This window comes from Erysipelatoclostridium sp. DFI.2.3 (genome assembly GCF_019132535.1).
GTDB classification, from domain to species: domain Bacteria; phylum Bacillota_I; class Bacilli_A; order Erysipelotrichales; family Erysipelotrichaceae; genus Clostridium_AQ; species Clostridium_AQ innocuum.
Genome location: NZ_JAHOOJ010000016.1, coordinates 72,309 through 92,036, shown reverse-complemented (window position 1 = coordinate 92,036; position 19,728 = coordinate 72,309). Strand labels below are relative to the sequence as shown.

Here is a 19,728-nt window from a genome sequence, read left to right as displayed (position 1 = left end):
GATGCGTAATGAGCAGGGAGAAGATGAAAGCGGCTATCCGCTCATCCTTCGCACCTTTGTTCATATGCCGGCAATCAATGACATCGTAAAGGAGAAGGAAATGCAGAGGCTGAATGACTTTGAACAGTTGGTGTATCTGTTTGAAAATAATGAAAAAAATGATATACTGAAGTCAAAGGAAAGGCTGGTGAGGGTATTCATGAACAAGTATGAGGAAATGCAGAAGGATGATGAGCTGTGGTCAACGGCTATGGCGATTCAAATGGGAGAGGCACGTTACCGCAACGGCTTGCGTGACAGCTTTGACGAGGGAAAAGCTGCCGGAAAAATGGAAGGAGAGAGGCAGCTCTTACACAGACAGATGCAAATCAAGTTTCATGAGGATTGCGCAACGTGGCTGCAGGCATTAACTGAGGAGCAAATGCAGATTGTGTCCACTTTACTACTGGAATGTGATACCTTTGAGTCACTCAGAAAACGATTACATAAATCTGACAAGAAATAAGCTGTCTGTAATTCCAGAATAAAATACTTAGAACACAACAGAAAAGCCATCCTGTATAGAAAAGGGATGACTTTTCTTTTCAGGTTCTTCGGTAATCAGCGTTATCTCTGTATACAGGGCTGTAGGTAATGTTTTACCATTTGCTATGCCTTTTCCTGCATGAAGGTGTGCTGATGAATGGCAATACTGTTTAAGATACACTGTAGTGATTGCTATTTGTATTTTTAAGTTGATAAGTACTTCATGGAAGCTGTACGGAATGGTTGTGAACTACCGCCAGCTAAAGAGCAAGCGGCTTCTAATAAAGTATGGTAAAATAAAAGATGACAGGATACAATTTGGATACAAAAATTATGTATCATACAGAAAAGAGGTGATAGCATGCGGCTTCTGATTGTTGAGGATGAACGGGCCATCGCAGAGGTGATGATGCTGAATCTGAAAAGAGTCGGCTATGAATGCGAGTATGCGCAGGATGGGGAAATGGGGGCAGCAATGGTGGAGAAACAAAGCTATGATCTGGTTCTGCTGGATATCATGCTTCCGAAAATCAATGGCTATGAACTGATGGAATATCTTGCACAGCTGCAGATTCCGGTAATTTTTATCACGGCAAAGGGCAGTGTGCAGGACCGCGTAAAGGGTCTGCATATGGGAGCGGATGATTATCTGGTGAAACCGTTTGCGGTGGATGAGCTTACGGCAAGAGTGGAAAGTGTGCTGCGCCGTTATCATAAAAGTATGCAGGATATCCATGTACTGGATGTCACGATTCATACAGCGACCCGTTTGGTGGAAAAGGAGAACCGCACCATCGCTTTGACAAAAAAAGAATATGAGCTGCTGCTGTATCTGGTTCAAAATAAAAATATCGCACTGTATCGCGATACGATGTATGAAAAGGTCTGGCATGAGGAGGAGTTTGAACAGACACGCACCCTGGATTTGCATATACAGCGTCTGCGCAAGAAGCTGGACTGGCACAGGGTGATTCAGACCGTGTATAAAATCGGTTATATGCTGGAGGTGAAGGATGAAGTTCAGCGATAAGCTCACACTGAGCAGCACTGCAGTTATCGCGATTCTGTTTTCCACCGGCGCAACCTTTATGATGGTACAGAATCATGACCACCTTTTGCAATCCTATATATCCCGCAATATGCAGACGCACGATCTGGAATCCTTTTCTCTGGAATCCAAGCTGACACAGGATGCCACATCCAATCTGACCTCCTTTGGGAGTGATGAAAAGGCAATAAGAAGCCGCTCAATGTATTATCTTCAGCAGGTTGCCAGTCATATGAACCAGCCGCAAACCCAGTATGCTTTGCTGGATACAAAGCATACCGTGCTGTATGCGACAGGGGAGAAAAAGCTGTTTGAAGAGCATTCGCTGAATGATCCGCAGACCTATCGCATTGTCTCCTATAACAATTCCCGTATCATGCTGGTCAGCAGTCAGATCACCGTTGGGAAATTCACCTATCTTTTGGAAAGCGGTTATGATATCACATCCTGCTTTCAGGAGCGAAACCGGCAGTTTCAAACCTTTTTTCTCACACTGCTGTGCGTCCTGCTGTTCTCCTTTCTGCTGCTGAAGCGGCTGTCCGTCTATCTCAGCAAACCGATTCTGAAGCTGCATGAGGCAAGCCGCCGCATCGCATCCGGAAATTATGAGAAACGCACCAGTATCCAGAGTGATGATGAAATCGGAGAGCTGAGCCGCAGCTTTGATGAGATGGCAAAAGCGACCCAGCAGACCATTCAACAGCTGGAGGTAAACCTTGCACAGCGGGAGGATTTTATGAGCAATTTTGCCCATGAAATCAAGACACCGATGACGGCGATTCTCGGGTTTGCGGACACCTTGCGCACGTATGACTGTGATGTGGACACAAGGAAAAAATGTGCGGATTATATTTATACAGAGGGCAAGCGTCTGGAAAAACTGTCCTATACCCTAATGGATCTTCTATCCCTGAGCGGGAAGGACATACAGCTGCAGCCCGTTTCTATTGCCAGTGTGGTGAAGCAGCTGCGCCAATATTACGATGCTGTTTCCATTACGGATCGGCTTTGCTTCCATTGTGCTTCCTGTACGGTGTATGCGTTGGAGGAGCTGCTCTTCAGTGCCCTGCGCAATCTGATCGATAATGCCATCAAGGCATCCGACGCCGCTCAGGAAATACTCGTAAAGGGAGAGCTGTGCGGGAAGAGCTATCGCATATCGGTAACGGATCATGGAATCGGTATGCGGGAAGAGGATATCCAGCAGGCATCCCAGCCGTTTTATATGGCGGATAAGTCAAGAGCCCGGCAACAGGGCGGTGCAGGTCTTGGCCTGAGTATCGTCAAGCGAATCTGCGATCTGCATGGCAGTCCCCTGCTGATTACCAGTAAACTGCATGAGGGAACGGTTGTTGCGATGCTGCTGGAGGTGGTCGATCATGAAAACTAGAATTGCATTTGCCTTGTGTCTGGGCGTTTGCAGTCTGTCTGTATTGCTGCCGCTGGGTATCTTTTACATCCAGGACAGCGTTGCAGTGGATAAGGATATCGTGTGGCAGTCATCCACGGAGGATATCGCCAAAAACTATCCGGTTGTCTCCAGAGTATATGCCAATTTCTATCAGGGTAATGAAACCATGATGGATAATGAAAGCTTTCATCTGTCCGATATGAGTGCCTATACAGAGAAGCAGCAGAGTCAGCTTACAGAGGTAAAAAAGAAATATAGCAGGGAGCTGAATCAGCTGCTTGCACAGGGAATCTTTCCCTATGAGCTGCTGGATTTGAAGAAGGGGGAGCCCTTTTCCGTCGAATTCGGCACTTTGTCCCATATGAGTGAAAAAAGCGGTGTCTGGCAGCTGAATCAGGTATACCGCCTAAATACAGCGAATGATAATATCGGGGATTTCACACTGGACAAGCAGACCGAAAAGATTTTGAATCTTGAATTTTACAGGCATGAGGTAAAGCAGTACAGCGAACAGGAGCGTAAGGAATTCGCCTGGAATATGATTCAGTATCTGGGTCTTGATTCCCTAAAGGACTGGACCTATACCAGATATGGCTATGAATCCTATCAGGCGAAGGTACAGGTGTATTGCGAGGTGGAGGATTTAGGGGATTCCTCACGATTTACGATGGGAATCACACCATTGGGGCAGCATACCTCTACGACATTGTATAATTATATACAGCCTTGAGAACGCTGAATATCGGCGTTTTTTTCTATTGTTTTTTGTCAACGCTGCATCTTATTAACGGTGAACAGAAGATACTCGCAGATTATACAACTGTGATACAACCGGATGCTAAAGTAGCAGCAAGGAGATGATATAATGAAAAAACTATGCATGCTGCTTTGCTGTATTACACTGCTTGCAGGCTGTGTAAGCAGGGAACAAGCCATATCGGATAAAGCTGGCGGTAAACCACAGAAGCAGAGTGCCTCCAATGAAGCGCTGCAGCTAAAGAGATGGTCGTTTCGCTCCCTCAATCAGGGGGATGGAAATGAACAGGGCTTTTACCGTATAAAAACCATCGATAACGGTGGAGGGAACCTGTATTCCAATATCTTATATACCGATTATGAGAATAAGAAAGAAATCTTTTTATGTGATAAGCCGGAGTGCAGACACAATGACACTTCCTGCACCTCATATTATGCAGGTCTGGATATGATTACGCAGCTGATCGTTCAGCAGGACCATGTATATCTGATAGCAAATGAGGATAGTGTTGTCAATGAAAAAAATGAGACTGTAACCGTACCTGCTAGAATTTTACAAATGGATCTGGATGGTAAGAACCGCAAAGAGCTCTGTCAGCTTCCAAGCGGCTATGGCTTCAGCTATGAGGATTGGGCAGTAGCCGGTGATGTGTTGTATGTTCCTGTGGAGAAAACGGAGAATGTGAGTACCGAAGAGGGAGAAATGAGCTCCGCCGTACAGGTGGTCCGTGAAAAAAAGCTGTATGCCATACAACTGAGCAGCGGCGAACAAAAGGTGGTTGCGGATATGAAGAACAAAAGCATTCTGGGGTGTATGGGAAGAAATCTTATCGTCAATGCCTACCGTTATAAAGAAGATCCGGAAGAGCTTTTGGATAAGGGGGATTTTGCAGGCTATGACCGCGCATCACAGCAGGCCGAGATTGCGTATGAACGCGTCAATGTGGATAGCGGAAGGGTGGAAAAAAGCTTTCATACAGATGCGGATACTTTGGGTGTCTTTGTCAACGACAGTATCTATTATACGGATACCGGCGGCATGCTGAAGCAGCTGAATATGAAGGTTGGCAAGGTATATGCTCGAAAGCAGCTGGATACATCATCAGCCAGCTTGATGTTCGGAGAGGATGACCATCTGTTCCTGTATCTGGGAGAAAAGGAATATATATACAGCTTGAAGGATGACAGCTTGAAACCGGCTACGCTGCAAATGTCGGATACACAGGAGCCGATCCGCCTGCTTGGAGAATCCAGGGACATGTATTATGTCATCTATGATCAGGTCGGAGAGGTAAAGAAGACATGGGCAGGTACGGATCAGTATGAGGCAAGCAGCTATGCCTACGGATTGATAAAAAAGAAGGACTACTGGAACAACAAGGCGGATTATATACCGGTGGATGTCATTGTGAAAGGGGAATAGCAGCATGCTGGAAATCAAAAATGTAAGTAAATCCTATGCGGATAAAAGGGTGCTGCATCATATCGACCTGCGTCTTTCCCATGGCATCTATGCACTTCTTGGCCCCAACGGTGCCGGAAAATCAACGCTGATGAATATCCTGTGCAATCAGCTGAACTATGAGGAAGGCAGTGTTTTGTACAATGATAAGGATATCCGTGAGCTGAAGCAGGCGTATTATGCGTTGCTCGGGTATGCTCCGCAGCAGCAGGGACTGTATGATGAATTCAGCGGGGAACGGTTTCTGACCTATATGGCTTTGCTGAAAAACATTGACAGAAAGCAGATACGAAAGGAGGTGCTGCGTGTCGCAGAGCTTGTGAATATGCAACAGCACCTCAAGCAGCGCTGCGGTGCATATTCCGGTGGTATGAAGCAGCGTATCCTGGTTGCGCAGGCATTGCTGGGGAGTCCGGAAATTCTGCTGTTCGATGAACCGACGGCAGGCCTGGACCCGAAGGAGCGGGTGTCTCTTCGTCGTGTGTTTGATTCGCTGAAGGAGGAGCATACCCTGCTGATTGCAACCCATGTGGTAAGTGATGTGGAATCCATTGCAGATGAGGTTATCTTTTTAAAGCAGGGCAAGCTGATCGCACAGGGTGGTGTTGATGAGCTGCTGCTTTGCCATCCCGGTATCGCTTCACTGGAGGAGCTGTATCTGCATCTGTTTGCCGGGGAAGCATCATGTTGAAAAATCTGTATGCAATGGAGCTGTATAAGCTGTGGAAAAATAAAAGGTTTCTGCTGTTTCTTTTCCTGCTGCTGTTATGCAATATCGGCTTTCTTTCCTACGAAACATGGGGGCAGCAGGGCGCAGAAACAACAGCCTATCAGAAATTATCCACCCATCTGCAGACCTTATCCAGTGATGAGCGCTTTACGTATCTGCAGGGGCATGCACACGACGTGGAGCTCGCCTTTGTACGTGAACAAATCCGCAATCTGAAAACACAGCACGACCCGCAGGCGGAGATGCGGATTGCAGCCTTGCGCGACCAGTTTCCCGAGCTTGATCAAAGCGGAACTATACCTTCTTTATATACCGGTGATCTGGAAGCGGAAAATGCTTTCTTGCAGCCGATTATAAAACAGGCGGATACGGTGAAGCGGTATGCGGATTTTCTCAAAGAGGTCGAACAGAAGGCAAAAACGATATCCGCTATTTCCATATTTGCAAAGGAAGACAGCTTCTCCATCCGCAATATAGAGAAAAGCAAAGAGGATTATGCGGCAATGCATACAGTATCTATTGATTTTCAGCTGCAGGATGCCTTGCTGAAGGCGTTATCATATCCCATAACCGCTGTACTTGTCATGCTTGCAATTTTTCTATTTGCGACCATGGTATTTCAGCAGGAGAGTCAAAGAAAGCTGCAGCCGATGCTGTATGGGACTTTACGCGGCCGGCATACCTATATGAATACGAAGACAGCTTCCATTGCAGTATCCTCCGCTGTGATTGTTGGCCTGTTTTACGGCAGTAATCTTCTGCTTATGGAGCTTGCGTATGGCGGCATTCACCTGTCTGCTTCCCTGCAATCGCTTGCGGCTTTTCAGCAATCCACGCTGCCGATCAGTATTTTCCAGTTTCTTCTGCTGTTTTTCTTTCTGAAGATATGCATCTGTTTTATTTTCGCTCAGGCAATGCTGCTTCTCTGCACGGTTTTTAAGCATAGGGTAATCAGCTGTCTCAGTATGATTGCCTGTGTTCTGTTATCCTTGTTCATGCATATATTCCTATCTCCGACCGGGACCTTCCGTGTACTGTATTATCTGAATCCGATTCGCCTGTTTCAGGTGATTGAGCTGTTACAGGGCTATGTGAATTTCAATGTGTTTCAACAGCCTGTATCCCTAACATTGCTTTACGGCAGCCTGCTTTTCATTACGGCTGTACTATTGTTCGTGCTGCTGCATATCATGGTGGAGCGCTCTGGTCGCAGCTGTCAGCTTCCGGCATGGATACAGCGTATACATATGCCCGTCACCTGCAGTTTATGGGTACAGGAGTGCTATAAGCTTTTCTGGGTACAGAAAATAGCGCTCGTCCTGCTGGCTTTTGCCGGATTTCAGCTGTACAGCTATTCGCATACGCAGCTGTATACAAGTGAAAAGGAACGGTTGTGGTCCTCTTATATGCAAACGCTGCAGGGGGAGCTGACCAAAGAAAAGGAGCAGTTTCTTCAGAAGGAAAAGACCTATTATGAGGATTTGCACAAACAGGAGGCACGTCTGCAACAGCGTCTTGATCAAAAAGAAATCAGTATGGCGCAGTATCGCCGTCAGGTGGAGCCGATTTCCAACATGCTGTTAAAGGAGGAAACCTTTCAGGAGGTGCTGCAGGAATATGAATATGTAAAGCAGGATTCCTCACGTCAGTTTGTAGCTCCCTTTGGCTATCGGCGACAGTTTTTTGTATCTGATCGCTGGAGTACACTGATCTTTCTCTTCCTGTTTCTGCTGAGTATAGCGAATCTTCAATGCATTGAATATCGCAATAAACGGCAGATTTTGTTACAGACATGCGTGCATGCAAAAAAGGCGCTGGTAAACAGAAAGCTGATACTTGCATTACTATGCGGTACTGCCCTGTTTATCATGGCGCGTCTTCCACAGCTGCTCCTTCATGCAAAAACCTATGGATTTCCATGCATTACAGCGTCGATTACGTCCCTGCAGGAGTTTGCACAGCTGCCAGCCGGTATCCATATTGCAGGCTTTATGATAATGGCGGCAATCCTTCGAATGTGTGCCCTGCTTCCGATTATCATGTTCTGCTTTATGGTTTCTGTCCGTGTCCGTCAGCAGCTGTTTACGCTGTTATCGGCATTGTTGATTTTTTTGTTTCCACTGCTACTGTCTGCCGCCGGTATTCATGTTCTGGATGCGGTGAGTCTGTATCCGCTGCTGTATAATGAAAGCTGTATGACATCTGTTTCCGGAATGTGGAATCTATTGTTTTCCATCCTTGGTTATTTTCTGTTTTCCATTGCATGCTACCGCCTTGCCCGTTCCTTTGAAAAGCATGTATAAGAAAAAACACTTCCCGTTCATAGCTGCATGTAAGCAGAAGGGAGGTGTTTTTCTTTAAGACAGTGCTGCTAGTTTGCCAAAGCATCATCCAGACGCTTCACACTCAGTGTGACGGTAACGCCTGTACTCAGGGTCAGCGTTAAGGCGATAGCCGCACTGACTGCCATATCGATTATATCACCGGCTGATAAGGTTTCAATCACACTGCCGGAATAGATGGACTCTGTTGCGATTGCCAGCAGATGGCGTTCTTCCGTACTCGGTATGGCTGCACCGTTGCGTCGTACAGCAAGGGTAACGGCAGCTCCCAGTGAAGCGGAAGCGTTGAACATATAGTTGATTTCATAGACACCGCTGGTAACTATGGTTAATGCATTCACAGGAGCAAGGTCAACATTGGAAGCAGGCATATCCACAGGAAGAGGCAGCTGCTGCTCAGCACCGATTAACAAATTCAGTGTCTGGGCGGAATCATTATACTTACCACCATAGGCAAGTAGACCTCCTCCGCCACCGCCTGGTCCAGTATCCCCGCGCGGGATGATGAAATTCAGCTCAATGCCGTCCGGTGTTTCAACGTAGGACACATCGGCAGGAGTACCTGGTTCGGAGGTTGTCGTACTTCCAACTCTTACAATCGGTGTAGCTCCTGTTTCACCCTGCGGTCCTTGTTCACCCTGTGGTCCGGGTTCTCCCTGCGGCCCTGGTTCCCCCTGTGGGCCTGGATCGCCAATAGGACCTGTCGGTCCGATGGCACCATCGGCCCCTGTAACACCAGTGGTACCTGTAGCACCTGTATTTCCGGGAGCCCCAGTTGGTCCCGTGGCTCCCGTCGGTCCTGTCGGCCCAATATCTCCGGTAGCACCAGTTACACCGGTTGCCCCGGCAGCGCCTGTACTACCGGTAGCTCCCGTCGGCCCTGTCGGTCCGATATCTCCGGTAGGACCAGTTACACCGGTTGCTCCGGCAGCGCCTGTACTTCCGGTAGCCCCTGTCGGTCCGGCAGGTCCGGTAGGCCCAGTTGCTCCATTTTCACCCGTAGCGCCAATGGCACCCGTCGGTCCGGTATTTCCGTTTGCCCCAGTTGGTCCTGTAGCTCCGATAGGGCCTGTTGCCCCTGTATTTCCAGTAGCACCAGTTGCGCCTGTCGGCCCGGTAGCTCCAACGCCGGGTCCTGTCGGTCCCGTAGCCCCTGTAACTCCGGTATCACCGCGGGGAATAACGAAATCCAGTACATGATTTGGTCCCCCGCTGTCATGTACCTGTGCCGGTGTTCCCGGGTCAGCTGTTGTTGTGGAACGAATGGTTATCGTCTCAGATAATCCGGTAGCGCCCGTAGCGCCGGTGAGACCTGTATTTCCGGTAGCTCCTGTAGCACTAGTGGCACCTGCTTCCCCTGCCGGACCTCTGAATCCCCGCGGCCCCCGCGGTCCAGGACAGCAGCATACATCATAGTCACCCTGGTCACAGGATGAAGAACTGCATTCATTGCAGCAGTTTTTGTCATCAAAATCATAGTCATCATAATGCATATCGTTCACCTCATTTATGTTAATTCATTTTAGTATATGGCTGAGCTTAAAAATGGGGAATGGTATTGTCCCGGTTCCGATGAAAAGACATGATTTTTTTAAGTATCCGGCAATCAGCTGTTAACTGATTGTCCGGTTTTATGAAAGAAAAACGATGCGGATGTGCATTTGTCTATCAGGATATAGCGATTCCTGCGCTGGCATAGCCGGCAACTGTGTTGACAAGGCTCAATCCGGCAGCAGTAGCAGTGAATACAAGCAGCAGTCTGGTCTGGTTTGTAACTGCAATCGATAGACCTGTTGTTGTACCGGAGGATATTGTTCCGATAGCGATTACTCCGGTTATTGCCGGAGCAAGTGTCACAACTGCTCCTGGGACAGCTGTGAAGGAATTGTTTGGTGCTGTAGACTGATAAAGTGTTGCTGTGATTGTTACAGTGGAGCCAACCAGCGACAAAGCGGCAGTGGTTGAGAAAAAAGCAGAAATGGAAGTTATGGTACCTGCTCTTGGCATGGAAAATGCAAAGTTTGTCAGCGTTCCGGCTGCATTGGTCAGGTCAATAACACCACCTACAATGCTGACACCTGGCGCAGAGCTGCCGAAGCCGACAAAGCCCGGTGTACCAACAAGTCCGCCTGCAATCGTTGTTAGTGATAGCGGAATACCGGAGCTGTAAGGAATGATTGCAGAGCTTCCTGCCAGACCGGTAGCTCCGGTTGCTCCAGTGACACCGATTGCGCCATCAGCTCCCGTAGCACCAGTGGCTCCGGTCGGTCCTGTGGCACCATCAGCCCCGGTGTTTCCGGTTGCTCCTGTCGGTCCCGTTGCTCCGGTCAAACCGGTACTTCCCGTAGCGCCTGTCGGTCCGGTAGGCCCGGCAGCACCATCCGGTCCGGTATTTCCCGTGGCACCAGTTGGTCCCGTAGCACCGTCAGCCCCGGTGTTTCCCATAGCCCCGGTCGGTCCCGTAGCACCTGTTAAACCGGTATTTCCTGTAGCACCAGTCGGTCCGGTAGGCCCGGCAGCACCATCGGCTCCGGTATTTCCCGTTGCTCCGGTCGGTCCTGTTACGCCGTCAGCTCCAGTGTTTCCGGTAGCCCCGGTCGGTCCTGTTACCCCTGTGCTTCCGGTTGGTCCAATTCCTCCGGTAGCTCCGGTACTGCCTGTTGACCCGGTCGGTCCGATAGGACCGATTCCACCAGCTGCTCCGGTAATACCGGTAGCCCCGGCAGGTCCCGTTGGTCCGGTAGGCCCCGTGCTTCCCGTCGCACCGGTCGGTCCTGTCGCCCCGGTATTGCCTGTTGGTCCGCTAACGCCGTTGGCTCCGGTGTTACCCATAGGTCCTGTTGGTCCGGTTACACCGTTCGCTCCGGTATTTCCAGTAGCTCCTGTTATGCCGCTGGCACCAGTCGCCCCCGTAGCGCCTGCTGGCCCGATGGGTCCGGTATTTCCAGTAGCTCCGGTTGAGCCTGTGCTTCCGGTCGGACCCGTTGGTCCTGCCGGTATAGTGAACAGCAATGAAGCGCCGGAAGGTGTAAATGTCTCAGTGACACTGGCCTGTGTTCCCGGATCTCCGGTAATGGTTCCCGCAACGGTAATCACAGGTGTCATGCCCGTAGCTCCCGTGTTTCCGGTAGCTCCTGTGCTTCCTGTCGGTCCGGTATTTCCGCGTAATCCTGCCGGTCCTGTATTTCCGGTCGCCCCGGTAGCTCCAGTAGGCCCGGTAGCGCCTACACCCGGTCCAGTCGCCCCGGTAGCCCCTGTTGAACCCGTCGGTCCGGTTGCTCCCCGAAATCCGCGTGGTCCCCGCGGTCCCTGGCAACAGCTGTTACAGTCACAGCTGCAGGGTGAAGCATCCTCGCCATAGCAGTCATCATGGTAATTATAATCATCGTAATGCATATTGCTCACCTCACTTTCTAAAACAGTACAGTATATGTAAGATAAAAATTCGTGTCGTGTTAAAGTCCCGGATTTTATATAAATACATATCCCAAAGCAAAAAAAGCACTCCTTTTTCTAATCTGTCTGAAGTACATCCTACATAGAACGAAAGGATAGCGTCTTCAGACTTTTCATCGGATACTCCTTTGGGGTATCCCCTCGTAAAAACAATACCAGTCACATGATGTGAATGGTATTGCAGGACCAGAGGATATCAGTTAATAGAATGCAAATATTCAGGTATTGTGATAAAAATGTCAGAATCTTGTTTCTATACATCAGGCTATTCTAACAATATTTAATGATGCTCCGGTGCCGGATTGCAGGGTAACCGTACCATTTACTCCGTAAATTTGTAATGATAAAACATCCCCTGCTGTTAAAGACTGCATAAATGATACACTATATTCATTTGAGGATGTTGAGGACGTACTGATAGAATTTAATATCGGCGTATCATTCCGTGTTACTCTTGATGACATTGGCAATCCGGATGTCATTTTGATAACATAGGATATGAAATAGGTACCTGTTTGATTAACTGTGAACTGCGTATTCGAAGCATTTGCCGTAAATCCGTTTATATAGGGCTGAACAGGCAGAGGAATATTCGTCCCATCGGATGTTACCGAAACGGTAGCAGCGGAAATATTCAGTGCTGAGAGTGCATTCGTGATAACAGAAGTCCCGGTTGGACCTGTGGCACCTGTATTTCCTGTCGGCCCCGTATTTCCAATAGGTCCTGTTGCCCCGGTCGGACCTTGAAAACCGCGCGGCCCCGGACAGCAGCACGGTGTACAGTCATATGGATGACAGGAGGGCATACTGCATGGATCACAGCAGCTGTCATCGTATTCATCATAGTGCATAGCTTTCACCTCATTTTCTAATACGTTCCAGTATATGGGGAACAAACAAATCCTGTATTTACATTCTCCCATATCCGTTGCAATTTCTTTACATAACACAGGGAAGATTCACCTGCTTCCAGGCATCTTTATGGCAATACCTCCGCCGGCTTGCTATGGAGGCAGAAAAAAGCGGAGATGTCCTAACCTCCGCGCATCCCTTTACAGGATAAATAAATCTATACTGCAGCTTGAAACAAAGGTGATATTCCTGTTTGTCTGATTGGCAAGAACAATCATACCATATTCATTTCTTATAACCGTTCCAATGGAAGGCGTCTGTGTGTTGGTAGTGATATAGACATTTTCTCTTCCTACCGGGAGTAGAGAACGGATAACAGCATCACAATCAGCACAGCAATCCGTCAAGGCAGGCACCGGCTCTGGTAAATATACAATGGCGTCATTGTACACGGCATCATTGATCTGAATCGTATCAATACTGCAGATTGATAGATACTGGGAAGTATTTTGAGAGTTTATAACCTCGAATACGCCGGTACGTCCATTCGGTCCCAATAGCAGTGCGCCTGCACGTCCGACAGCGGCATCTCCGCTTTCCAGCGTAATAAATAAATCCTGATTCGGATAAAGCGTAATGATCTGCTGGAGGATATTTCTTATCTGCTCCTTACAGTCACAGCAAACGGTTTCCGAAGACCCGGCAGGTCCTGTGGGACCGGTAGCGCCTGTTGCTCCACTTGATCCTGTGGCACCCGTTGGTCCGGTAGCTCCACGATATCCTCGCGGACCCTGTGGTCCCTCACAACAGCAGCTTTCAGCACTGCTGCAGGATGGCGCCTGCTCTGCACAGCAATTGTCCATGCAGGCATAATCATCATAATAATACTGCTCACCTCACTTTCTGATACAGTATAAGCTATGCTGTCTGCATAAATATGTATTGACGATATCCCAGAGAGACTTGTATTTCTGTAAGCTATATACATATATATAAAGCCATAACGGTTAATAGATGAAGTCCTAGATAGTGACAGGCATATTCAGTTTCATGCAGGGTGTCTGTATGCTGTTGTGAATTTCCATGGCGGATGAAACAGGTGTTGATGTGTTTCCATTGAACATCCGTAAGGGTATAAAAACAGGGAAAGCTGTCAGAGATAACCATAGCCATAACGAAGCCCTGCTGTCAGGAATGCTCTTTCTTCTTTCTGATTTGTCTAACCTTTGTTACATCATATTGCGGACTTTTTGTCCTGCGTATGCTATACTGTTAACATAAATGAGGTGATTGTATGCTGTCTACAGAGCGTAAATTATATCTGCTGCAGAAGGTGGAAAGAGAAGGAACCATCCATGTACGGGATGTCGCAAAGCAGCTTAACATCAGTGAGACCACGATTCGACGCGATCTGATGGAGCTGGAGCAGGAAGGAAAGGTGCGAAGAGTGCACGGCGGTGCTGTCAGAGAAAGCCTGAATCAGATTCTGACGGAATCCAGAGAGCTGCTGATGCAGGATCGTATGCTGATCAATTTTGACAGAAAATCCAGAATCTGCCGCAGTGCCAGTGAGCTTGTTGAGGATGGTGAATGTGTCTTTCTGGATGGAGGAACCAGTATCGTTGCCATGATTGACTATCTGCAAAGCCGTCCCATCAAAATCGTGACGCATAACCAGCTGATTGTACAGCGGCTGCACGATCCGGTTGCACAAATCATCATCATCGGTGGAGATTTCAATGCGAAATATCACATGAGTGAGGGACCGATGGCGCAGAATATGCTTGGTCTGTATAATTTCGACAGAGCCTTTATCGGCTGTGCAGGCATGGACCCTATCAGCGGGCAATGCTATACTGCGGAAATGGGAACCAGGGAACTGAAGGAAATTGCGATGAAAAACAGCAATCACAGCTATCTGCTGATCGATGACAGCAAGCTGTTTGTAAAGGGCTTCTGCAAATTCACAAATGCGGATGCCTTTGAACAGATATTCTGCAATAGGCTGGATGAGACTGTGGAAAACCTGCCAGAGAATATGAAATTTGTGGAATAAGCAATATATGGATATTGTATAAAAAAACCGGAAGCATTTTCGCAAATAGTGAAAGGCACTGGTTTTTTTTGCTTTTTTCCTTAAGGAGAAATGCTGATAATTTGATCAGTATGACCTGTAGTTTCTTATATCACGGTAAAGGTGATGAATGTGTCCCACTACTATTCTATATGCGATTGCTTGCATAAAATACGGGAGCAGTAAATAGAATTGCAACAATATTGTTGCAGAAAAAAGGCATTTTCGAGGGTGTGAATGCGTGATACTATTTTCCTGTAAAGGAGGATTTGATATGGAATTATCGAAAGTGACGATGATTTTAAGAGGGTATACCTATGAGCAGGTACGCTGTGTTGCTGAAGTTCTGATTAACAGCAGCTATGTGAAAAACATGGAGATTACTTTAAATACCAGCAATGCATATGAAATCATCAAAAAGATTGCTGATGAGTTTCAAGGGAGATTGCATATTGGCGCTGGAACCGTTCAGACATATGATGAGCTGGTTCAGGCGATTGCAGCAGGGGCAGTCTTTGTTTTATCTCCGAGAAAAATGAATCAGAAGATGCTCGATTATTGCAAGCAGCACAATGTGATTGCAGTTCCCGGGGCTTTTACACCATCCGAAATCGCAGAATCTTTGGAAATGGGAGCTGATATCGTAAAGGTATTTCCAGCGAATGAAGTAGGCTTTGATTATGCAAAAAAGCTCTGTGAACCAATGGGAGAGCTTCCTCTCATGGCGGTCGGAGGTATTCAGGCAGGAAATGTGAAAAAAGCTTTACAATCAGGTTATACTTATGTAGGAACGGCAGGCGGTCTTTTTGAGAAGGAAGATATTCAGAAAATGCGAAAGGATCATATGTTGAAATCTTTAGAAGTATTCGAAAAAGAATTATTATAGATAGGAGAGATTCACTTGAAGGCTGCGCAAAGACAAAAAAAGCTACTGGAAATATTAACATACAGCGAAAATTATATGACTGTTCAAAGTCTTGCTGATACTTTTACTGTATCAAAGCGAACAATACATAATGATATTGCGCAGCTGGAAAATCAGGGAATAGAATTTGAAAAAAAGCCTAGTGCCGGATTAAAGCTGAAAAACAGAAAAGAGGCCCGCTTTGTAGAGCATATGGATAAATATCGGCCGGAGCAGCGTAGAAAGCAGCTTATGAAAGAACTACTGTTTTATGAAAATAGAATCACCTTTCAATCAGCCTCTGCGTGTTATATGGTGGGGGTAAGCTCGATTATTGCAGATATCCATTACATAAAAGAGCATATTTTAAATGATGCGACAGTGTCACTGATCGGAGATGAAAACGGTACCAGGCTGACGGGGACAGAAATAGAATGGCAAAAGGCGTTAATCTCATTTAATGAATATCTGATAGCATCGGAAAATCTGACATTCACGGATGATGCAATGCTGGCATTGTTTAAGGAATTCTATGATACAGATATTATAACAGCATGCTACACAACAATTCAGGCGCTGGATGATTTCAACATATATATTGCTGCACAGCATTATTTAATCAATCTGTTCAATGTCATGATTGTATTATGTCATCGCTTGAGAAAAGGATACCATCACAAAATTATCCATAATGCATTTTACAGCGATCAGATAATGGCGATGATGTATTATCTGATTGGTGATGATTTACTTCGTATTCTGAAGAAGGATTTAAACATCACTTATGAGGATGGCGATATATATTTCCTTTCTATGTATTTGAGTGCAAATCGGATTATGCTCAACAGCTCTTTACATAGACGGGGAAATCCATTTAAGCATATAGTTGAGAATTTAATTGAAAGAATGTCAAACTGCGTCGATGTTGATTTAACGCAGGATCAGGATTTGTTTTACAATCTCTGTCTGCATCTGGAACCGATGATATATCGGTTGAAAAATCGAATTTATATCACTAACCCGATGTTATTTGAAATTAAGCAGCAATATCATTTGATGTTTGATTTGACCTGGATGATTATGGACTCTATAAGGACAACGCTTGGGGTCACGCTTACTGAGGATGAGGTTGGCTTTCTTATGCTTCATTTCCAGAATGCATTGGAGAAGAAAAAAAAGAGTAAGCGTATTTTGGTTGTGTGTCCAAACGGGATAACAACTTCGGAATTGATTGCCAACAGGATACGAAGTGTCCTGCCGCCTTTAGACATAATTGAAGCGGCATCGATTGATACGATCAACTCATTTGAATTAAGGAGTATCGATTTTATAGTGTCAACCATACCTTTGAAAAGCCTTGATAAACCGGTTGTAGTTGTTTCAATGCTGATCAATGATTCTGATATACAGAGGATTGAAGAGCTATATAAGAAAAAGTTATCAATACCCAAGGAAGCGGATGTACGCTTTATTGAAATCCCACAGTATTTGCATGAGAAAAATATTTATATTAATGATGGGAAAATAACAAAGGATGAAATTATTCATCAGGTCTGTATGGGCCTGAATAAAGAAGGCTGTGTAGATGCGCATTTTGAAACCAGTGTATGGGAAAGAGAGCAGAAAGGAGGAACGGATATCGCGGTTGGAGGTGCAATACCTCATGGCGCAGTTTCCACTGTACGAAAAACACAATTGGCTTTATGGATCAATAAGGAGCCGGTGAAATGGTCTAAATACCGTGTGAAGGTGATTGTATTTTTCGCATTGAACAGCGAGGATACAGCAAAAACAAAGGTTATTTTGGAAGAAGCCTTTTCACTTATCAAAACAAAGGAAATGATAGAAAAGCTGTCTTCCATGAAGAATAAGAAGGCTGTTATAAAATATATATTTGGAGGAAGCCGATTTGATTAGAGAAAATCTTTTATATTTAAACAAAGATATCCGTGATCGTGAAACAGTTATCACATATATTGCAGATATGGCAGATACTGTTGGATTATTAAGCGATAAAAACCTGTTTTTAAAAAGTGTTCAGGAAAGAGAACACATATTACCCACATCTGTAGGCTTTAAAGTAGCTATACCGCATGGCCGGAGCAGCAGCGTCAGAGAACCATTTGTATCCTTCATGAAAACAAAGCATGAATTTATCTGGGATACGAGAAACAATAATGAGGTGGATTTGATATTTCTGATTGCCGTGCCTGAAAAAAATGAGAATAACCTGCATCTCCGGTTTCTTTCGGAAATCAGTAAAAAATTGATGGATAGCAGCTTCAGGGAACGATTGCGGAATGCGGATAATGAACACGAGGTATTCGTTATGTTACATGAAATTAATGAGAAAGTGATGGAGGAAAACACATGAAAATTATAGGAATAACAGCATGCCCAACAGGGATTGCACATACATATATGGCACAGGAGTGTCTGGAAAAGGAATGCAGAAAAAGAGGCTTTGATGTGAAAATCGAAACACAGGGCGGTTTGGGGATAGAAAATGAACTAAGTGAAGAGGATGTAGCTCAAGCTGATGTTGTAATTCTGGCAGTCAGTGTCGTTATTGAGGGGGAGGAACGATTTGAGAATAAGCGTGTATTACATACTGATGTGGATGAAGCAATTTCGCATGTGGAAAAGCTGGTAGATAGAGCGGTTGCACTCGTAGAAGGAAATTGATAATTATGAAAACGATTTGGAAAGATATTCAAAAGCATTTGTTAAGTGGCGTATCCTTTATGATGCCGGTTGTCGTTGCCGGTGGTGTGATCCTGGCAGTTTCCTTATTGGGTGCAACGCAGACGGAAACAGGACTTGTTCCTAATGGGCCGTTGCTGACCTATTTGAATCAGCTGGGAAAAGCAGGAATGGCGATGATGATCCCTGTATTCGCTGCCTATATTTCATATTCTGTAGCCGGGAAACCGGGTCTTACACCGGGATTCATTTTAGGTTATATTGCAAACAATGCTATCATGATCAATGGTGTTGAGGTTAAGGCAGGATTTCTGGGAGCACTTATCTTAGGTCTGCTTGCGGGCTATATGGCGAAATGGATGAAGGGATTAAAGGTAGGGAAAACGATTCGCTCCATCATGCCTATTTTGGTCATTCCAATCTCAACTGTCCTTGTACTAGGCCTTGCTTATTATTTTATAATAGGATATCCGATTTCCTTTCTGATGCAGGCGCTGTCAGATTTGATGGTGACTTTGAACGGCAGTGGAAAAGCTGTGCTGGCAGTGTTTATGGGGTTCTTTAGTGAAATTGATTTTGGAGGACCTGTGACAAAAGCTGTCTCCATGTTTACACTTTCTATGATCAATGAAGGGATCATGGAGCCTAATGGAATATTCAGAATTCTGGTAGCTGTTCCTCCGATTGGAATCTTTTTATCCACGATTATTGCTAAGAAAAAATATAGTGAGGAAGAACGTGATAATGCGAAAGCTGTAGGTATTATGGGATGTCTGGGGATAACAGAGGGAGCAATTCCGTATGCTATCAAAGATCCGAAGGCTGTGTATCCTGCATGTATTATCGGAAATATCGTCGGGGCATTGATCGGGGCCTTTGGAAATGTGGCATGCCCGGTACCGCATGGCGGATTCATTGTACTTCCGGTCGTAGAAAATCAACTTTGGTTTGTTGTTGCAATACTTGTCGGCTCTGTCATCACAGCACTGCTGCTGAAGGTATTGAAAAAGGATGTTCTTGAGGAGCGCTAAAAAGTTTGCTCTTAAATTCTTAAACAGCTATTCGAGCAGAATTACTGAAATCTATACAGCATTAAAAGAAAGTAATAGGCTCTTTCTCGATTGCAGGTAAACTTAACATAGGGAGACTTCCATACGATTGTAGTTATCAATAGAAGTTGAAGTCTCCCTTTTGCAAACACCCTAAAGTAAGAAAGAAACGAAGCTATCATATGCTGTCAACATACGGGCAGTCTGCTGCTTTTGTTAAAAATGCGGTAAACTTATACAGTGAATCAGATATATGAAATTATATGGTTCTATTTTGATGGTGATAAGGCAAACCTGTCTCTTTTGAATAAGGAGATAGGTTTGCTTTATCTTAGCTGATTGTCACTGGATTCCGCATCAAATGCACTTATAGAAGCTATCGAGAAAAAGTGCAGTATGAGATATTGGATAGTGTT

Annotated in this window: 17 protein-coding genes and 1 pseudogene; 14 read left to right on the top strand and 4 right to left on the bottom strand. The window is 45.8% G+C overall.

What is annotated here, in order from left to right; genetic code table 11:
* The 7 genes and pseudogenes from KSZ58_RS15900 to KSZ58_RS15870 form a co-directional block, all read left to right on the top strand.
* Positions 1-505 (top strand): annotated as a pseudogene (locus KSZ58_RS15900) (hypothetical protein); the annotation flags it as partial.
* Between the two features lie 381 nt (positions 506-886).
* Positions 887-1,555 carry a response regulator transcription factor gene (locus tag KSZ58_RS15895; protein WP_008819581.1) on the top strand — a complete coding sequence of 223 codons (669 nt, stop codon included), beginning with the start codon at positions 887-889 and terminating at the stop codon, positions 1,553-1,555.
* The gene (locus KSZ58_RS15890) at positions 1,539-2,963 is read left to right on the top strand and encodes a HAMP domain-containing sensor histidine kinase (protein ID WP_008819582.1); all 1,425 of its coding nucleotides are present in this window, start codon (positions 1,539-1,541) and stop codon (positions 2,961-2,963) included. Before KSZ58_RS15895 ends, KSZ58_RS15890 begins: the two co-directional genes overlap by 17 nt.
* Positions 2,953-3,714 carry a hypothetical protein gene (locus KSZ58_RS15885; protein ID WP_009269659.1) on the top strand — a complete coding sequence of 254 codons (762 nt, stop codon included), beginning with the start codon at positions 2,953-2,955 and terminating at the stop codon, positions 3,712-3,714. The genes KSZ58_RS15890 and KSZ58_RS15885 overlap by 11 nt, the downstream gene beginning before the upstream one ends.
* 135 nt (positions 3,715-3,849) lie before the next feature.
* A complete protein-coding gene (locus KSZ58_RS15880) occupies positions 3,850-5,163 on the top strand; it encodes a hypothetical protein (protein WP_009269658.1) in 1,314 nt (437 codons plus the stop codon).
* 4 nt (positions 5,164-5,167) lie between these two features.
* The gene (locus tag KSZ58_RS15875; RefSeq protein WP_008819585.1) at positions 5,168-5,893 is read left to right on the top strand and encodes an ABC transporter ATP-binding protein; all 726 of its coding nucleotides are present in this window, start codon (positions 5,168-5,170) and stop codon (positions 5,891-5,893) included.
* On the top strand, positions 5,887-8,235 hold the full coding sequence (locus tag KSZ58_RS15870; RefSeq protein ID WP_009269656.1) for an ABC transporter permease: 2,349 nt from the start codon (positions 5,887-5,889) through the stop codon (positions 8,233-8,235). The genes KSZ58_RS15875 and KSZ58_RS15870 overlap by 7 nt, the downstream gene beginning before the upstream one ends.
* Before the next feature lie 68 nt (positions 8,236-8,303).
* On the opposite strand, the gene KSZ58_RS15865 is transcribed toward KSZ58_RS15870, so the two are convergent.
* From KSZ58_RS15865 to KSZ58_RS23240, 4 genes are all read right to left on the bottom strand, one after another.
* Positions 8,304-9,767, bottom strand: coding sequence for a collagen-like protein (locus KSZ58_RS15865; protein WP_142419775.1), 1,464 nt, complete (start codon positions 9,765-9,767; stop codon positions 8,304-8,306).
* Between the two features lie 175 nt (positions 9,768-9,942).
* A complete protein-coding gene (locus tag KSZ58_RS15860; RefSeq protein ID WP_009269654.1) occupies positions 9,943-11,670 on the bottom strand; it encodes an exosporium glycoprotein BclB-related protein in 1,728 nt (575 codons plus the stop codon).
* 320 nt (positions 11,671-11,990) lie between these two features.
* Positions 11,991-12,581: a collagen-like protein gene (locus KSZ58_RS23245; RefSeq protein WP_009269653.1), complete on the bottom strand. Its 591-nt coding sequence runs from the start codon at positions 12,579-12,581 to the stop codon at positions 11,991-11,993.
* 201 nt (positions 12,582-12,782) lie between these two features.
* Complete coding sequence (locus KSZ58_RS23240; protein WP_008819590.1) at positions 12,783-13,445, bottom strand: collagen-like protein; 663 nt, start codon at positions 13,443-13,445, stop codon at positions 12,783-12,785.
* Between the two features lie 220 nt (positions 13,446-13,665).
* On the opposite strand from KSZ58_RS23240, the gene KSZ58_RS15845 reads away from it, so the two are divergent.
* The 7 genes from KSZ58_RS15845 to KSZ58_RS15815 all read left to right on the top strand — a co-directional run bounded on the left by KSZ58_RS15845 (position 13,666) and on the right by KSZ58_RS15815 (position 19,294).
* Positions 13,666-13,863 carry a hypothetical protein gene (locus KSZ58_RS15845; protein ID WP_217752798.1) on the top strand — a complete coding sequence of 66 codons (198 nt, stop codon included), beginning with the start codon at positions 13,666-13,668 and terminating at the stop codon, positions 13,861-13,863.
* A 13-nt stretch (positions 13,864-13,876) separates the two neighbouring features.
* On the top strand, positions 13,877-14,638 hold the full coding sequence (locus KSZ58_RS15840) for a DeoR/GlpR family DNA-binding transcription regulator (RefSeq protein ID WP_008819592.1): 762 nt from the start codon (positions 13,877-13,879) through the stop codon (positions 14,636-14,638).
* 292 nt (positions 14,639-14,930) lie between these two features.
* Entirely contained in the window at positions 14,931-15,542 is a 612-nt protein-coding gene (locus tag KSZ58_RS15835; protein ID WP_008819593.1) for a bifunctional 4-hydroxy-2-oxoglutarate aldolase/2-dehydro-3-deoxy-phosphogluconate aldolase, read from the top strand.
* A 15-nt stretch (positions 15,543-15,557) separates the two neighbouring features.
* Positions 15,558-17,477 carry a PRD domain-containing protein gene (locus KSZ58_RS15830; protein ID WP_009269651.1) on the top strand — a complete coding sequence of 640 codons (1,920 nt, stop codon included), beginning with the start codon at positions 15,558-15,560 and terminating at the stop codon, positions 17,475-17,477.
* Complete coding sequence (locus KSZ58_RS15825; protein ID WP_002607936.1) at positions 17,470-17,934, top strand: PTS sugar transporter subunit IIA; 465 nt, start codon at positions 17,470-17,472, stop codon at positions 17,932-17,934. Before KSZ58_RS15830 ends, KSZ58_RS15825 begins: the two co-directional genes overlap by 8 nt.
* The gene (locus KSZ58_RS15820) at positions 17,931-18,245 is read left to right on the top strand and encodes a PTS fructose transporter subunit IIB (RefSeq protein ID WP_002607937.1); all 315 of its coding nucleotides are present in this window, start codon (positions 17,931-17,933) and stop codon (positions 18,243-18,245) included. The genes KSZ58_RS15825 and KSZ58_RS15820 overlap by 4 nt, the downstream gene beginning before the upstream one ends.
* 5 nt (positions 18,246-18,250) lie before the next feature.
* Positions 18,251-19,294: a PTS fructose transporter subunit IIC gene (locus KSZ58_RS15815; protein WP_002607938.1), complete on the top strand. Its 1,044-nt coding sequence runs from the start codon at positions 18,251-18,253 to the stop codon at positions 19,292-19,294.
* The last annotated feature ends 434 nt before the right edge of the window (positions 19,295-19,728 follow it).

Coding starts and splice junctions, on each gene's coding strand:
- KSZ58_RS15895 (WP_008819581.1), top strand. CDS start 887: ATGCGGCTTCTGATTGTTGAGGATGAACGGGCCATCGCAGAGGTGATG.
- KSZ58_RS15890 (WP_008819582.1), top strand. CDS start 1,539: ATGAAGTTCAGCGATAAGCTCACACTGAGCAGCACTGCAGTTATCGCG.
- KSZ58_RS15885 (WP_009269659.1), top strand. CDS start 2,953: ATGAAAACTAGAATTGCATTTGCCTTGTGTCTGGGCGTTTGCAGTCTG.
- KSZ58_RS15880 (WP_009269658.1), top strand. CDS start 3,850: ATGAAAAAACTATGCATGCTGCTTTGCTGTATTACACTGCTTGCAGGC.
- KSZ58_RS15875 (WP_008819585.1), top strand. CDS start 5,168: ATGCTGGAAATCAAAAATGTAAGTAAATCCTATGCGGATAAAAGGGTG.
- KSZ58_RS15870 (WP_009269656.1), top strand. CDS start 5,887: ATGTTGAAAAATCTGTATGCAATGGAGCTGTATAAGCTGTGGAAAAAT.
- KSZ58_RS15865 (WP_142419775.1), bottom strand. CDS start 9,767: ATGCATTATGATGACTATGATTTTGATGACAAAAACTGCTGCAATGAA.
- KSZ58_RS15860 (WP_009269654.1), bottom strand. CDS start 11,670: ATGCATTACGATGATTATAATTACCATGATGACTGCTATGGCGAGGAT.
- KSZ58_RS23245 (WP_009269653.1), bottom strand. CDS start 12,581: ATGCACTATGATGAATACGATGACAGCTGCTGTGATCCATGCAGTATG.
- KSZ58_RS23240 (WP_008819590.1), bottom strand. CDS start 13,445: ATGGACAATTGCTGTGCAGAGCAGGCGCCATCCTGCAGCAGTGCTGAA.
- KSZ58_RS15845 (WP_217752798.1), top strand. CDS start 13,666: ATGGCGGATGAAACAGGTGTTGATGTGTTTCCATTGAACATCCGTAAG.
- KSZ58_RS15840 (WP_008819592.1), top strand. CDS start 13,877: ATGCTGTCTACAGAGCGTAAATTATATCTGCTGCAGAAGGTGGAAAGA.
- KSZ58_RS15835 (WP_008819593.1), top strand. CDS start 14,931: ATGGAATTATCGAAAGTGACGATGATTTTAAGAGGGTATACCTATGAG.
- KSZ58_RS15820 (WP_002607937.1), top strand. CDS start 17,931: ATGAAAATTATAGGAATAACAGCATGCCCAACAGGGATTGCACATACA.
- KSZ58_RS15815 (WP_002607938.1), top strand. CDS start 18,251: ATGAAAACGATTTGGAAAGATATTCAAAAGCATTTGTTAAGTGGCGTA.